The following is a 13,551-nucleotide window of genomic DNA, read 5'->3' as shown; positions in this document are numbered from 1 at the left end:
TCCTTCGACGGCGCCGGAACGTCCGGCGTCCGTTTGCAGGGAGGGCCCAACCCCCCTGCGGGTGGAGCAGGAACCGCGTGGTGCGCGAAGGCGACCCCCGAGGGAACCGGGGCGCCGTTCGTGTGCCGATCCTCGCCTCGGGCCGTATCGCCGCAGTAGCGGCCCGGTAGCGCGTGGCGATGCTCCAGCTCACGGGCCGGGAGCGCCGACGGGGCGGACTGTCACCGCATAGCCTCTGGCCGATCACGAGGAGGGGCCGTGGGCTTCACAGGGGACTTCGTCCTGGCACGTAGTGGACGACCGCTGCGCGAACTGGCAGCGTTCGCGGCGGGCTGCGCTGAGGGGCACGCCGAATGTGTCACCCCCTGCTGGCCGCGTCCCGGCGGCTGGCAGACCCCGCAGGTCCATCACGGCGTCCGGGACGACTCGCGCCGGGCGTTGGCGGAGCTGGTGGAGACCACCGGTGCCCCGGTCCTGTTCGCGAGCGTGATGGACAGTGACGTGTGCCAGGTCCGTGGTCCGGCGCCGTCCGGGCTCCGCTGGTCGACCTACCTGGACCCGGTCATGGCCGCCGACCACGGAATCCCCGAGCCGCCTCCCGGAGCCGCCGCGCTCATCGCCCGCCGGGCGGCCGAGGCCGGCTGCGGCGCCGACCCGGCGGCGCTCGCGGAGATCCTGGTCCGGCGGGCCGACCCGTTCGTCGAGGACCTGGTCTTCGAGTTGATCGACTCGTGCGGGTTCCCGCCGGGCATCCCCTCCGGCGCGCCCGGGTCCGCTTGATCACGGCTGCGGCGGCCGGACGCCCGCCGGGCCGTCGTCGACCGGGAGGGCGGCGTCGACGGCGAGATCGACGACCGGTCCGCTCCCGCTGCGGCCGACCCCGTCGCGGCCGGGCCCGCGGGGTGGGTTTGCCTTCGGAACTCCGGGTGGCCAGCGTTGTGCGGCCTGGGCGTGACGTGCACCAAGGGGTTCCGCTGTGGGTGAGCACGGCCTGGTCGGGCGTGCGGGGGGAACTCGCCACGGCGCGGCGGTTGCTGGAGACCCGTGCGGCAGTCGTCCTGTCCGGCCCCGCCGGCGCCGGCTGGTGCCGTGATCGGCGCCGCCGGTCCGTGCGACGGCGGCCGGCCCGCACGTTCCCGTGGGGGCCGGCCGCATCGGCGGGGTCGGTGGTGGACCGGGCCGAGCCGGGTGGACGTCAGACGAGCTTCCAGCGCCAACCGTTGTTGTCCGTGCAGACGATCTCCCGGCCGGCCGCGTCCGTCCCGTGGACGCCGTGGTCGGAGTTCCGGCAGTACTGACCGGCCTGGTAGCAGTTGCCCGCGTTGGAGAGGGGGTGGCAGCCGGTCGGTGCCGCGGTCGTGCGAACCGGGGCGGCGGTGGTGCGCCGGACGGTGGGAGTGGAGGTCGTGTGCCGGACGGCGGGGCTGGAGGGCGTGCGGGTGGCCGCCGCGACCGTGCCGACGGGCGTGGGGGCGGCCGTCGGGGTGGCCGTGGCCGTGTCCTGGCTGGCTATGGGGGTCGGTGACACCGCCTCAGGGGACGGCGAGTTCACGGCCGAGGCGACGGCCGCCGAGGCCGCCGGGGCGGCGGTGCGGGTGGTGGGGGTGTCCTCCGGTGTGCAGCCGGCCAGGGCCAGAACGGCGGCGAGGGCCAGTGCGCTGAGGGTCTTCTTCACGTTGCTGTCGTTCTCCAAACGGTGGCCGACCCGGCGCTCCTGACGGGGCGACCGAGTCGGTGGGGACGAAGGGCACCGAACGCGACCGGCGGCCCCGGCGGTCCCGGGTGGCTGCCGCAGGGCGGGCGGGCGGACGCGACGATAGGCCACGCGCCACCCCGCGGGAAGGCCGTCGCCCGGGATCAGGGGAATCCCAAGGGTCGGCACCCGCAGACCGGCTGCGGGCGGTATCCTCCTCCGGCCCGCGCCCTGCGCCCACGCCCGTCGGCCCGGTCCGCAGGCCGAACGTGCAGGGCCCGGTCAGCCCTTGACGACCGTCCGCTCGACCGCGGGAAACCCCTTGTCCCACCAGTGCCCGTAGCGCCGGTGGACGGCCGGATCGCGGTCGGCGAGCAGCACCGACAGCCGCGCCGCCTCCTCGGTCAGGCCCTGCCACGCAACCCTGCCGAGCCTGCGGAAGGCGGTCAGTTCCAGTCCGCCGTCGACGGCCCGCCACACGCCGACGACCTGTCCGTCGACGAGCAGACAGGGCAGCACGTCGCCGTTGCGCCGGACGACCAGCGGCCGGTACTCGGCCAGCACGAGCCGTCCGGGGACGGCGTGCGCCAGCAGCGTGCTGTCCCACATCGGCAGCAGCCTGGGCGGCGCCGGGGTGTCGTCGTCGGGCACGGTGGCGTCGGCCAGGTCGAACAGGGCGGTGCGGCCGGGCCCCTGCACCCGCACCACCCGGTCGCCGAGCGCCCGCAGGGCCTCCGCCGTCGGGGTGCGCGTCAGCAGGGTGAACCGGGCGAAGTCCTGGGCCGACGCGGGCCCGAACGCGCGCAAGTACGAGAGCAGCAGACGCCGGACCCCGGCGCCGGCCTCCCGCGGTTCGACCGCCGCGGCCGCCGGGGCGGCACGGTAGCTGTTCGGCCGGGCGAACGACCACGGGCCGCCGGTCGGTGCATGGTGCACCGGCGCGAACGTGCGCAGCGCCCACCACACGCGGTGGGCGTGCTCGCCGTGCCTCCGTGCGACCTCCTGCTCCACCCGTGCGCCCGTGCGCGGCTGCTGCAGGAACCGGGCGAGCTCCGGCAGCAGCGCATCGGCGTCGGCGGGGGCCAGCCCCGTTGCGGTGAACCGGCGGTCGTACAGCCGTGACGCCCGCAGCGTGCTCAGCATGGCGGCGCGGTAGGGCTCGTGGTCCTCGGCATGGACGACGTGCAGGGTGAGCCGCATCAGCGTCGACTTCACGACCCGGCCGTCCGTGAACGCCGCGTCGAGATCCTCCGGCGCGAAGTCCTGCACCCGGTTCCACAGCGCCAGGTACGGCGAAGCCGGTTCCTGCGCCTGCAGAGCGCAGAGCCGGCGAACCGCCTCCGCCACGTCGAGGCGCCGGCGCTCGAGCAGGAACTGACGCTCCAGCACGGCCAGTGCGAGCTGCCGCCCGGTGAGGCTCATGCCCGGATCATGCCACCCTCGGCCCGGCCGGGAATCAGCCGCCCGTGCTAGAAATCCCTGGTGAACGACGACCCCGAGCCCTCGACCCTGCGCGTCTTCGTGGCGCTGGCTCCACCCGACGAGGCCAAGGACGAGCTGGCCCGGGCGCTGCAACCCGCCTACGCCCGCTACCCGCGGCTGCGGTGGAACCGGATCGAGGACTGGCACATCACCCTGGCCTTCCTCGGTGAACTGCCCGCCACGGCCGTGCCGTTGCTGCGCTCCGTGCTGGCCGGCCGGGCGGCGTCGCACCCCGCCCTGCACCTGGGCCTGCGCGGCGGCGGCCACTTCGACGAGCGACTGCTGTGGAGCGGGATCGACGGGGACCTGGACGGACTGCACCTCCTCGCCGCCGACGTCCGGGAACTGGTCGGGTCCTGCGGGATCGAGTTCAACAACCGCCCGCTGCGCCCCCACCTGACACTGGCGCGGGCCCGCCGCGACGATCCCACCAGCGTGCCGCAGGCCGCGGCCGGACTCTCCGGCTTCGTGGGCCGGCCGTGGCACGCCGAGCGCCTCCACCTGGTGGGCAGCAACATCGGCCGCGGCCCCGGGCCGATCCGCTACCGCGACATCGAGGCCTGGCGGTTCGGCACCGAGATCCGGGCCGACGAGGACGGCGCGCCCGCTTAGGCCCTCTCCTTCGGATCTTGTCGGATCAGCACCCACCGCCGCGCACTGATCCGACAAGATCCGAAGGAGAGGGCCTGGATCGGGCCCACACCACCAGGAGGAACCGGTGTCCCACCCGCAACCGCTCACCCCCGAGGAGAAACTCGCCGACGCGAAGGGGCAACTGCGCCTCCCGCGCATCGTCGTGATCTGCGGCTCCACCCGTTTCATGGCCGAGATGGCCGAGGCCGATCTGCGGGAGACCGAAGCCGGAAGGATCGTCGTCAAGCCGGGCTGCGACATGAAGTCGCCGCACGAACTCTGGTCCGATCCCGTCGAGGCCGAGGCGCTGAAGGCGCGACTCGACGATCTGCACCGGGCGAAGATCCGGCTCGCCGACGAGGTGCTCGTGGTCGGTGACTACATCGGAGACAGCACCCGGGCCGAAATCGCCTACGCCCGGTCGCTGGGCAAGCCCGTGCGGTTCACACACCCCGAAGTCGACCCCGACGCCTGACCGCCCACCCCACACCCTCCGCAGGCACCCCTGGGAACGGATCCTCCAGGGTATGTCCGGCGGATCAGGCGTGCGTGTGATCCGCCGGAGGCCGGGGGAGCCGCACGCCGATCCGACAAGGTCAGAGGGAGACGGCGCAGCCGTTGCCGACGGTCGAGCGGCATCCGGCCGCGGAGCCTGCGCGCGAAACCGTCTGCGGACCCCGGCGACCACTGCTGCTCCTCCGGAGTGATGCATTCGGTCTCGCCGTCGTCGGGGCGAACGCATTCCGTCCGGCCGTGGTGGTGGCATTGCGGGCGGCCGTCGGATCGTCGGATCTGTTGCGACACGAACCATGATTGTCCGGCGCGGACCGTGCCCCGTCCGACCGTGCTCGCGGTCGGACGGGGCCGGCGCGGGGAGGGGGGGATCAGGCTCTGGCGCTGAACGTGGGCAGGTAGCCGTTGGCGTGGCCGGTCGCGTTCGGGTGGTAGCTCTCGTGGACGATGACGCGGGTGCTGTTGAGCCACCAGTCGGACGAGCAGATCTCGTGGTCGGTGAACACCGGGCGTACGTCGCCGAAGGCGAATCCGGCTGCGCCGGCTCTGCCGGCGATGACGGAGTCGATGGTGTCGGCGGCGCCGTTGATGGCGTTGCGGCTGGTGTCGCTGATGCCGAAGGTGCAGCTTCCGCCGATCTTGTAGAGGTGGGGGTAGCCGAGGACGACGACACGGGCCGACGGGGCGCGGTTGCGGATGCCCGCGTAGACCTGGTCGAGCAGGGCGGGGAGCTTGCTGGTGGCGAAGTTCTTGGAGTTGTTCACGGCGGTCAGGCAGGCGTTGGTGCCGTTGAGGACGCAGGTCTGCATGGCGCTCGCGAAGCCGGCGTCGTTGCCGCCGACGCTGATGCTGACCAGTGTGGTCGCGCTGTTGACGGAGGACAGCTGCTTGTCGATGACGTCGGCGGTGGTGGCGCCGGAGCAGGCGACGAAGGCGAAAGAGGCGGGGGAGTGGGCGGAGGCCCAGAGCGCGGGGTAGGCGTGCAGGCTGCGGTTGCACGATCCTGCCGAGCCGATGTAGTCGCCGGTTCCTTCGCCGGATGAGTACGAGTCGCCGAGGGCGACGTAGTTCCCGGTCGCCGCCGCCGCCGCGGCGGGCGGTGCGGCGAGGAAGAGGCTCGAAGCGAACAGGAGGACGGTGCCGGACAAGGACAGGACGAAGCGCGGCCGCATGGGACCTCCACCGGTCTACCCGCGTCACCTTGACGCGGCGGTAACTTTGTAGCGGCGCCGTGTCCGGGCTGAAAGATTTGTCACAGGGGCAATTCGGTGAAACGGATTCACTTGCTCCTCACTGCACGCCAGTTGTCAGGACCGCTGCGCCTGCAGTATCCGCGGGCGCGGTGATGGCGGCGGGCTGCACCATCTGACGGTCCGCCAGGTCGCGGTGGGGGGATAGCGCTGTGGTGAATGCTTCCCGGGCGCGAAAAAATCTTGAGATCGAGGTGGGGGCGGCCGAAACTCCCGCACCTGCATCCGCACCCGCGTCCTGCCCCACCCCCGAGCTGGACCTGCACGGACTCGACCGCGACGCCCTCTACCGCGTCACCGACGACACGCACCCCGACGGCCCGCACACCCTGTCCTCGGGCGCGGCGCTCATGGCCCGCGGCATCGACCCGGACCTCCCCGCCGGCCCGTTCAGCAGCAGGATGCTCACCTTCACCCGCGAGCCCCGCCGGTCATGACGGTCATGACGGTCATGACGGCCCCGTCGGCCATGACGGACACCCGCGCCCGAGCAGGGGGAACCCGCCGCGGCAGGCGGCGCTCCGGTCCGGGCACGGTCAGAATGGGCGGCATGGACGCCGTGCAGGAGTACGTCGACGCGATCGCCCCGGAACACCGCCCGCTCTTCGACCGGGTGAGCGGCCTGATCCTGGAGGCGTTCCCGGAGACGAGCCCGACGCTGTCGTACGGAATGCCGACCTACCGCGTCGGCGAGCGCAGGCTCCACGTCGGCGCCTGGCAGCACGGCATCTCGATCTACGGCTGGGGGAAGGACCGCGACGGCGGCTTCACCACCCGGCACCCCGAGCTCGTCAGCGGCCGGGGGACCGTCCGGCTGCGGCCGAAGGACGCGGCGGGCATCACCGACGACGAGCTGCGCGGTCTCGTCCGGGCCGCCCTGGAGGCCTGAGCGGCCCCTCGGGGAGGTCCGCCCGGTCACGCGCAGGGGACCGGAGTCGGAACCGATTTCCCAAGCTCAGGTGCAGTGCCGTACAGTCGTGTCCACCGACGCGGGGTGGAGCAGCTCGGTAGCTCGCTGGGCTCATAACCCAGAGGTCGCAGGTTCAAATCCTGTCCCCGCTACCACATCCGGAAGGCCCGGCACCTCAGGTGCCGGGCCTTCCGGCTCTCTCCCGGGCCTCGTCCGGTGCCGGAACCGACAGGTCCCCGGATCGCCCGCCCGGTTCAGCCCGCCTCGGAGGCTTCCGGCGCGACCACCGCACGCGGCGGAGGCAGCAGCACCAGCGCCGTCCCCGCGGCGAAGCCCGCCACCGTCCACCCCGCCGGTGCGCCCGTCCTGGCCAGCCCCTCGCCCGCCCAGACCGTCAGCGTCCAGACGGCGGCCGCGAGTCCGGCCAGCCCCGCCAGCACGGAGTACGGCTGCCGCACCTCCGCCTGCGGACGCACCGCGCCGCCCACCCGCAGCAGCCCCCGTTCCACCGGCCGCAGCGCCACGAGCAGCCCGAACAGGAACAGCGTCAGCACGGCGATCCACACCGGCCGCCACGCCCACCAGCCGCCGGAACCGACCACGGGCTCCGGCGCGAGGTCCGTCAGGTAGAACGCGGCAGCCGCCGCCAGCACCGGCACCATGTGCCACAGGTACAGCGTCATCGACACCCGGCCGAGCGGGCGGACCAGGCGCCACAGCCACTCCGCGCGCAGCGCCCGTTCCATCGCGGGTGCGGCGAGCAGGCACAGCGCGCACTGCGCGAGCACCCAGGCGAGCATCGCCGGCGACGGCGGGTCGGTGTTGCTCACCTCCTCGGTGCTCACCCGGATCAGGCTGACCGGGTACGGCCCGAACGCCACCAGCCCTGCGAACGCCGCGGCCCCGCCACCGGCCACCGCCCACAGGAGCGGCCGGCGCCCCGGCAGCCGGCCGTCCTCCCAGCCGAAACCCAGCTGGTAGGCCACCGCCCAGACCAGCACGTAGCCCGCCGCACCGACCGGACTCCCGCGGTCCGCCAGGTCGACCAGGCCCGCCACCACGGCCAGCCCGGCCAGCGCGGCGGTGGAGGCGAGCCCCCACCGCCGGTACGCCGCGTACAGCCACGGCGTCAGCGCGCTGACGACCAGGTAGACCGGCAGGAACCAGAACTGCATCGCCAGCGCCCAGCCCACCATGCCCAGCAGCCCGGGATCCGCGCCGGCCGCCCGGCCGACCGCCAGGCACGGCACCGCGGTCCCCACGTACGCGGCCGTCGGCAGCAGCAGCCGCACCGCCCGCGCGCGGACCCATCCGGCCGCCCCGCCGCCGCCCTCCCGGTGCCGCCGCCAGGACCCGGCGGCCACGTGGCCGCCCGCCAGGAAGAACACCGGCATGATCTGGAAGAGCAGCGTCAGCCACTGCGTCCACCCCACCGTGGCGAGCAGTTCGGGCGCCGCGATCGTGCCGTCCGGGTGCCGCACCAGCGCGGTGATCACCCAGTGCCCGAGCACCACCATCACGATCGCCGCTCCCCGTAGGAAGTCGACGTACCTGACCCGGTCCACGCCGCCCCCCGTCCCCCCGTCCCGAACCGACCGGTCCACTGTGGTCGTACCGCAACGGCCCGGTCCAGTGCCGCACGGTTGCGATTCGATCTCCCGGTCCGGGCGGCGAAATCCGCTGGGGCACCGGTGGGCCGGCCACCATACTGACCGTCATGTGCTTCCGCGGCGGTACCCCGAACCGGCACTACGTGTGCCTGCCGTGCCGTGCCTCCGTCAAGCGCCGCACGCCGACCACGGTCTGTCCGCGCTGCCGCGGCCGGCTCGTCGACGCCGGACAGGACCTCAAGGTCCCCCGCCGCGCGGACACGGCCGCCTGGCGCACCCTCACCGCCCTGCTCAACGCCGGCGTCACCTTCCACTCCTCCTGCTGCGGCGGCCCCGGATGGCGGCCGCGCACCCCGCGCGAGATCCGCGAGCGCCTCGCCGCCGCGGCCGGCACCGGCCTCCCCCTCGCGGAGGTCCTCACCGCGCCCGAACTCCCGCGTCGACGCGGCGGGTGAGCCGCAGCCGCCGTTCACCGACCGGCCGGCCCGCAACGGGCGTGGGCGGCGGGCGCCTGTCGGCCCCGCCCGGCGGAGGTCAGAGGGCGATCGGCCGGTAGGCGAGTGCCGCATCGACGATCTCCTCGGCCGACGCGCCGCGCAGTTCGGCCGGGGGCTGGTGGATCAGGCTCCTGGCCCGGGGATGCCGCACGTTGGCTTCGAAGAGTGCCAGGTAGTGGTCGCTCTCCGGATCGCCGTGGAGGATCCTGCGGACGATCCCGACGAGTTCGTCCACGGTGATGTCCGCGATCCGCGGCCGGGGTGGCCTGGCGGCCTCCCGCGCGAAGTCGTGCAGACTCCGGCTGCCGTCGTACTCGGCGAAGTCCGGGGCACCGTAGTCGTGGCCCGTGCTCGCGTTGAAGGCTCTGATCTCCTCGTCCGCGTTCCCGGCTCCGGAGAGCACCAGGTCGGAGATCCGGGAGATCGCGCGGCAGAGCTCGTCCGACCGCTGCCGGCTGACGGACGGGGGCATCGGTTCGGGTCTCGGGTCCACGGTCCGGATTGTGTCGTGGACCTCCGACACGGCGGCGGAACGGCCGCGCTGCGGTGGTGGACGGCCGGGCGGGGACCGAGTCTGGTGGACATGGGAAGCACGAAGAAGCGGTGGGCCTCCGCGGTGGTGCACTGCCGGCCCGGGTCGGTCGCGGGGATCGAGACGGCGGCTGCGCACGTGGGCGGGCAGGTGCGGGTGACCGGGCGGTGGGTGCGGGTGCGGCCGCACGACGGGGGAGAGATGTGGATCTCGGCGGGCGCTGTCCAGCGGATCGTCTGGGACACGCCGCCGGACGGGTGACGCCCGGGCCGAGCCCGGGTTCGGCCTGTCCGGGTTCGGCCTGTCCGGTTCAGTCCGCTCCGGGCGCCGCTGCGGCAGGACTGCGCCACCGGCCGGGCCGTCGGCGGCGTCGCCCTCCAGCCGTTCCTCTGCCACGTTCCCCCATGTTCGAGTCCCTGCCCCAGCCCCTGCCCGAACACCGCGCGCAGCGCGGTGACCGAGCGGGTCGCACGCGGAGCGCCGCCGGACGGGAGCGGCCCGGCACAGAATTTGAACGCGTTCAAGATGTGCCGGTCCGCCCGTGTGCGTCCCGGTGCAGGGGCCCGGCCGCTCGTGGGCCGGTGGGTGTCGGGGACCGTGCGTGCCTGCGTTTCCCGGGTAGGCGCGTAGGGTCGGCGGGGACAGGGCGGGTGTTCCGAAGTGAGAGGGCGGTGAGGACGATGACCTCCGCGGTCGAGGGCGGCACGGTGCCGGTCCTCCGCACGTCCTTCGCGACGCGGGACGCCGACGAGGCGCGGGACTTCCTCGACGCCGCGTACGGCTCCAGCCTGCGCCTGTCGGGCCTGGGCGGCGGAGTGAGCCTGCGGTACGAGCGGATCGACGCCGGCCTGTTCACGGTGGACCGGATCACCCTGCCGGGGACACTGTCCTTCGCCTGCGAGCCCCTGGACGCGATGATCGTCAACGACGTCCGCGCCGGGCGGCTGGAGGTCGACTCCGAGGGCAGCGAGGAGCGCGCGGGCGCCGGGAGCCTGGTCCTCAACCCGGCGGGCGTGCCGTACACGGCGCAGAGCAACAGCTGCACGATCAACAGCGCCAGCCTGGCCGCCGGGGTCGTCCGCGACACCGCCGGCGTCCCGATCGGCGGGCGGACCGCACCACTGCGGTACGCGGCCGCTCCGGTCGCCCCCGCCACGCCCGCCGCGGCCCGGCTGTGGCGCGCCGCCGTCGACCTGGCCGCCGACCAGTTCGGCCGCGACCAGACGCTGCCGGCCCTGCTGGTCTCCAACACCGCCCGGCTGCTCGCCGCCGCGGCGCTCGCCGCCTTCCCCGCCCAGGTGGCGCCCGACCCCGCACCGGCCGACGAGACGGACGCCACCCCCGCGACGGTGCGGCGGGCGACCGCGTTCATCGCGTCGCACGCCGACCGGGACATCACCCTCGCCGAGATCGCCGACGCCGCCTGCGTCACCCCCAGGGCGCTGCAGTACGCCTTCCGCCGCCACCTCGGCACCACCCCGCTCGCCCATCTGCGCACGGTGCGCCTGGACGCCGCGCACCGGGAGCTGCTGGCCGCCGATCCCGCCACCGCGACGGTCACCGGGATCGCGATGCGCTGGGGCTTCGCCCACGTGGGCCGGTTCGCCGCCCACTACCGGGAGGCGTACGGCACCACGCCCAGCACCACCCTCGGCCTGCGCACCTGAGCAGCTGCGTCCGGCCCGCTTCCCGCCGATCCGGTTCCCCCGTCCCGGGTCGCTCGGCCCGGTTCGGGGGGAGAATCGGGAGTATGGCGGAGGTCCTCCGGGTTCCCGTGCTGCTCTTCGACGGGGACTGCGCGATGTGTACCGGCTGGGTGGCATGGGCGGAACGCCACCCGGGAGCGGTCCGGTCGTCCGGTGAGTGGGAGGCGGTCGCCTGCCAGTTCGTCGACCTCCGCGCGCTGGACGCCTGTGCGGGCGGGCGCGGACTGGTGACGGCGGAACGCGTCCAGCACGGGCCGCTGTGGCTCACCCCCTCGGGCAAGGTCTACGGCGGCCCGGAGGCCGCTGCCCGCGTGCTGATGCGCTCGGGCGGCGCGTGGCCCTACGCGGGAGGCCTTCTGGCCCTGCCGCCGGTCCGCCTGCTGGCGCGGATCCTCTGCCTGCCGGCCGCGAGGCGCTGGCACCCCACCCGCACCGGCGGCGCACCCTGAACCGTCACCCTCACCCTCACCGTCATCGGCGGACGCGGACGGCAGTTCTCCTAGCCGGTCACGATGCCCGTGACGAGGTTGATGGTGGTGGCCAGGATGCTCGTGCCGAACACGTAGGAGAGCAGGCAGTGGCGCAGCACGACGGCACGGATCGCGGTGGTGGTGACGCTGGTGTCGGACACCTGGTAGGTCATGCCGAGGTTGTAGCTGAAGTAGAGGAAGTCCTTGTAGGAGGGCGGCTCGTCGGAGTTGAAGTCGATTCCGCCGGTCGGGGGTGCGAGGTAGAGCTCGGCGTAGCGGGCGGCGTACATCAGGTGCAGCGAGGCCCATCCCATGAAGACGCCGCCGAGTGCGGTCGCTGCGGCGGCGTGGCTGTCACCGGACCTGCCGAGCAGGAGCAGCAGCACGATGCCGGTGAGGCCGCCGATCGCCGCCGAGACGACGACGAGCTCCTCCAGGAGGGGGCGGAAGTCCTCGCGCCGGGCGTTGCGGCGGGTCGCCTCGGCGTCCATGGTCCACAGCGCGATCCACCCGGCCGCGACGAAGAAGGTCTGGGCCGCGGTGATGCCGGCGAGAACGCCCATCGACAGGTCGCGCAGCTGCCAGACGAGGACGCCCACCGCCGCTCCCGCGACCAGCGCTCCGTTCAGTCGCGGCAGGGCGGATCGCAGTGACCACAGGCTCATGCGGCTCACAGTAGCCACCCCGCCGCGCCCGGCGGCCGACCTGCTGCGCCGCCGGCGCGCGTGGCGGGACCGGCCCGGCCGCGTCGGGGTCGTGCGCGCTGCTGCACCCTGATCCCGCGCCGGTCGGTGGGCGGACCCGCGGCTGTGACAGGGCTGTTGCCTGAAGTGTGACCGCTGTCACGGCCCCTGACGGCCGGTCATGGTCAGCTCTGGGGATGCGTCGTTCCCGTACCATCTCTCCGGTCCTCCTGGCCGCGGGCCTCCTGGTGCTCACCGCGTGCGGCTCGGTGGCCGTCACCGGTTCGCGGGCCCCCGTCCCGTCGGGTGCCACGTCCGCCTGCGGCGTTCCGACGGGCCCTTCGGCGTCGGCGTCGGCCGGTGGTCCGGCCGAGCGGGAGGTGGGTGGTGTCCGGATCACCGGCTCGGGTCCGCTCTGCACCGAGTTCGAGGTCACCAACCGGGGCAGCGAGGCCCGCACCTACACGATCACGTTCACCCACCTGTCACCGTCCGGGCAGGCGATGTGGGTCGGCAAGCGGACGGTGGCGGACGTCGCTCCCGGCCGGACGGTGTCGGGCACCGTCGCGCCGAGTGCATCGCCCTCGCCCCGCCTGACCGAACAGCACCTGCCGGGTGCCGTACCCGGCGGAGCGAGTGCGTCCGCCTCCGCGGACGGCGGGCGAGTGCGGATCACCAAGGTGCGCAGCGTTCCGAGCAAGGAGGCGTCGGCCGAGTCGGGGGCCTGCCCGCCGTCCGGGACCAGGGTCTACGCCGACGAGGGCGATGCCGCCATGGGGCTGCGCGCAGTCGGCCTCCACCTGGAGAACTGCGGGTTGGGTACCGTCCACCTGAACGGCTATCCGGAACTCCAGGTCATCGACGAGGAGCACAGGCCCGTCGGCAGCGTGCAGATCCTGCACGGCGGCAACGCCCTCTCGACCGGCACCGGTACCGACGACCCGCCCGGTCCGGTCACGCTGGCGCCCGGCGAGCACGCCTACGCCGGGCTGGTCTGGCGCAACACCGTGGAGTCCGTAACGGGCGAGTCGGTGAACGCGCCGTACCTGAGGGTCCGGGCGAAGGCGGGTGCCGACCCCGTGACGGTGATCCCGGAGCTCGACCTGGGCACCACGGGGCGGCTCGCCGTCGGCGCGTGGAAGAAGGACGACACGCGCGGCGCGACCCCCACGAGCACCCCGGGCATCCCGCGCTGACGGGCTGCCCGTGCCGGAGGCGCACGCCTGCGCGCCCCGGCGCAGCACCACGGCGCCCCAGGCCGGGAAGACCAGCAGGTCGGTGCCGAAGCGGCCGAAGGACGGTGCGTGACCGAGCGCCCACCAGGCCTGCAGGAGGCCGTAGCAGGTGGCCGCGGCGAGTGCGGCCGGCGCCGCGCGGGCCGTCCGGCCGGGAGCGTCCGCCGCGTCGGTCCCGCCCGCTCGGGGCGGGACCGGCGCGGCCGGAGCGGTCGGTGGCGCCCGACCTCCCCACCGCCGGACTAGTGCCGCGTCAGGCAACCTTCGCCCCGTCGCGACGCCCGGCACGCACTCTCGCCGCACCGGACGGAAGTCCGAGTACGTCCAGTACGAGGAC

General features: G+C 74.0%; 16 protein-coding genes and 1 tRNA gene. 11 read left to right on the top strand and 6 right to left on the bottom strand.

Annotation, left to right across the window (positions count from 1 at the left end; genetic code table 11):
• The first annotated feature begins 450 nt into the window (after nucleotides 1–450).
• Nucleotides 451–780 (top strand): hypothetical protein, encoded by a 330-nt coding sequence (locus AB0442_RS06240; protein ID WP_366160933.1) that lies wholly within the window; start codon nucleotides 451–453, stop codon nucleotides 778–780.
• A 415-nt stretch (nucleotides 781–1,195) separates the two neighbouring features.
• Here the strand turns inward: AB0442_RS06240 and AB0442_RS06235 are convergent, their stop codons facing one another.
• On the bottom strand, nucleotides 1,196–1,675 hold the full coding sequence (locus tag AB0442_RS06235) for a hypothetical protein (RefSeq protein WP_366160932.1): 480 nt from the start codon (nucleotides 1,673–1,675) through the stop codon (nucleotides 1,196–1,198).
• 300 nt (nucleotides 1,676–1,975) lie between these two features.
• Nucleotides 1,976–3,115 carry a winged helix DNA-binding domain-containing protein gene (locus AB0442_RS06230; RefSeq protein ID WP_366160931.1) on the bottom strand — a complete coding sequence of 380 codons (1,140 nt, stop codon included), beginning with the start codon at nucleotides 3,113–3,115 and terminating at the stop codon, nucleotides 1,976–1,978.
• 60 nt (nucleotides 3,116–3,175) lie between these two features.
• On the opposite strand from AB0442_RS06230, the gene thpR reads away from it, so the two are divergent.
• Nucleotides 3,176–3,787 carry an RNA 2',3'-cyclic phosphodiesterase gene (thpR, locus tag AB0442_RS06225; protein WP_366160929.1) on the top strand — a complete coding sequence of 204 codons (612 nt, stop codon included), beginning with the start codon at nucleotides 3,176–3,178 and terminating at the stop codon, nucleotides 3,785–3,787.
• Between the two features lie 106 nt (nucleotides 3,788–3,893).
• Entirely contained in the window at nucleotides 3,894–4,283 is a 390-nt protein-coding gene (locus tag AB0442_RS06220) for a hypothetical protein (RefSeq protein ID WP_366160928.1), read from the top strand.
• 409 nt (nucleotides 4,284–4,692) lie between these two features.
• Here AB0442_RS06220 and AB0442_RS06215 read toward each other — a convergent pair whose 3' ends face one another.
• Complete coding sequence (locus AB0442_RS06215; RefSeq protein WP_366160927.1) at nucleotides 4,693–5,493, bottom strand: SGNH/GDSL hydrolase family protein; 801 nt, start codon at nucleotides 5,491–5,493, stop codon at nucleotides 4,693–4,695.
• A 230-nt stretch (nucleotides 5,494–5,723) separates the two neighbouring features.
• Here AB0442_RS06215 and AB0442_RS06210 point away from each other — a divergent pair, with 230 nt between their 5' ends.
• From AB0442_RS06210 to AB0442_RS06200, 3 genes are all read left to right on the top strand, one after another.
• Nucleotides 5,724–6,008 (top strand): GH36 C-terminal domain-containing protein, encoded by a 285-nt coding sequence (locus tag AB0442_RS06210; RefSeq protein WP_366160925.1) that lies wholly within the window; start codon nucleotides 5,724–5,726, stop codon nucleotides 6,006–6,008.
• Between the two features lie 113 nt (nucleotides 6,009–6,121).
• Nucleotides 6,122–6,460, top strand: a complete 339-nt coding sequence (locus AB0442_RS06205; protein ID WP_366160923.1) for a DUF1801 domain-containing protein — start codon at nucleotides 6,122–6,124, stop codon at nucleotides 6,458–6,460.
• A 99-nt stretch (nucleotides 6,461–6,559) separates the two neighbouring features.
• Nucleotides 6,560–6,636, top strand: a tRNA-Met gene (locus AB0442_RS06200).
• Between the two features lie 99 nt (nucleotides 6,637–6,735).
• Here AB0442_RS06200 and AB0442_RS06195 read toward each other — a convergent pair.
• Nucleotides 6,736–8,046, bottom strand: coding sequence for an acyltransferase (locus AB0442_RS06195; protein WP_366160922.1), 1,311 nt, complete (start codon nucleotides 8,044–8,046; stop codon nucleotides 6,736–6,738).
• A 152-nt stretch (nucleotides 8,047–8,198) separates the two neighbouring features.
• On the opposite strand from AB0442_RS06195, the gene AB0442_RS06190 reads away from it, so the two are divergent.
• On the top strand, nucleotides 8,199–8,546 hold the full coding sequence (locus AB0442_RS06190) for a hypothetical protein (RefSeq protein WP_366160920.1): 348 nt from the start codon (nucleotides 8,199–8,201) through the stop codon (nucleotides 8,544–8,546).
• A 79-nt stretch (nucleotides 8,547–8,625) separates the two neighbouring features.
• On the opposite strand, the gene AB0442_RS06185 is transcribed toward AB0442_RS06190, so the two are convergent.
• Nucleotides 8,626–9,081, bottom strand: coding sequence for a hypothetical protein (locus tag AB0442_RS06185; protein WP_366160919.1), 456 nt, complete (start codon nucleotides 9,079–9,081; stop codon nucleotides 8,626–8,628).
• A 90-nt stretch (nucleotides 9,082–9,171) separates the two neighbouring features.
• Here AB0442_RS06185 and AB0442_RS06180 point away from each other — a divergent pair, with 90 nt between their 5' ends.
• The 3 genes from AB0442_RS06180 (at nucleotide 9,172) to AB0442_RS06170 (ending at nucleotide 11,275) form a co-directional block, all read left to right on the top strand.
• On the top strand, nucleotides 9,172–9,381 hold the full coding sequence (locus tag AB0442_RS06180) for a hypothetical protein (protein ID WP_366160917.1): 210 nt from the start codon (nucleotides 9,172–9,174) through the stop codon (nucleotides 9,379–9,381).
• A 419-nt stretch (nucleotides 9,382–9,800) separates the two neighbouring features.
• Entirely contained in the window at nucleotides 9,801–10,787 is a 987-nt protein-coding gene (locus AB0442_RS06175) for a helix-turn-helix transcriptional regulator (protein ID WP_366161210.1), read from the top strand.
• A gap of 83 nt (nucleotides 10,788–10,870) precedes the next feature.
• Nucleotides 10,871–11,275 carry a DCC1-like thiol-disulfide oxidoreductase family protein gene (locus tag AB0442_RS06170; protein WP_366160915.1) on the top strand — a complete coding sequence of 135 codons (405 nt, stop codon included), beginning with the start codon at nucleotides 10,871–10,873 and terminating at the stop codon, nucleotides 11,273–11,275.
• A gap of 50 nt (nucleotides 11,276–11,325) precedes the next feature.
• Here the strand turns inward: AB0442_RS06170 and AB0442_RS06165 are convergent, their stop codons facing one another.
• The gene (locus tag AB0442_RS06165) at nucleotides 11,326–11,961 is read right to left on the bottom strand and encodes a DUF1345 domain-containing protein (RefSeq protein ID WP_366160914.1); all 636 of its coding nucleotides are present in this window, start codon (nucleotides 11,959–11,961) and stop codon (nucleotides 11,326–11,328) included.
• Between the two features lie 215 nt (nucleotides 11,962–12,176).
• On the opposite strand from AB0442_RS06165, the gene AB0442_RS06160 reads away from it, so the two are divergent.
• Nucleotides 12,177–13,175: a DUF4232 domain-containing protein gene (locus tag AB0442_RS06160; protein ID WP_366160913.1), complete on the top strand. Its 999-nt coding sequence runs from the start codon at nucleotides 12,177–12,179 to the stop codon at nucleotides 13,173–13,175.
• The last annotated feature ends 376 nt before the right edge of the window (nucleotides 13,176–13,551 follow it).

It is taken from the genome of Kitasatospora sp. NPDC085895 (assembly GCF_040702125.1).
Classification (GTDB): Bacteria; Actinomycetota; Actinomycetes; order Streptomycetales; family Streptomycetaceae; genus Kitasatospora; species Kitasatospora arboriphila.
Note: the sequence above shows the minus strand (reverse complement) of the source record. Positions and strands in the feature narration are given on the sequence as shown.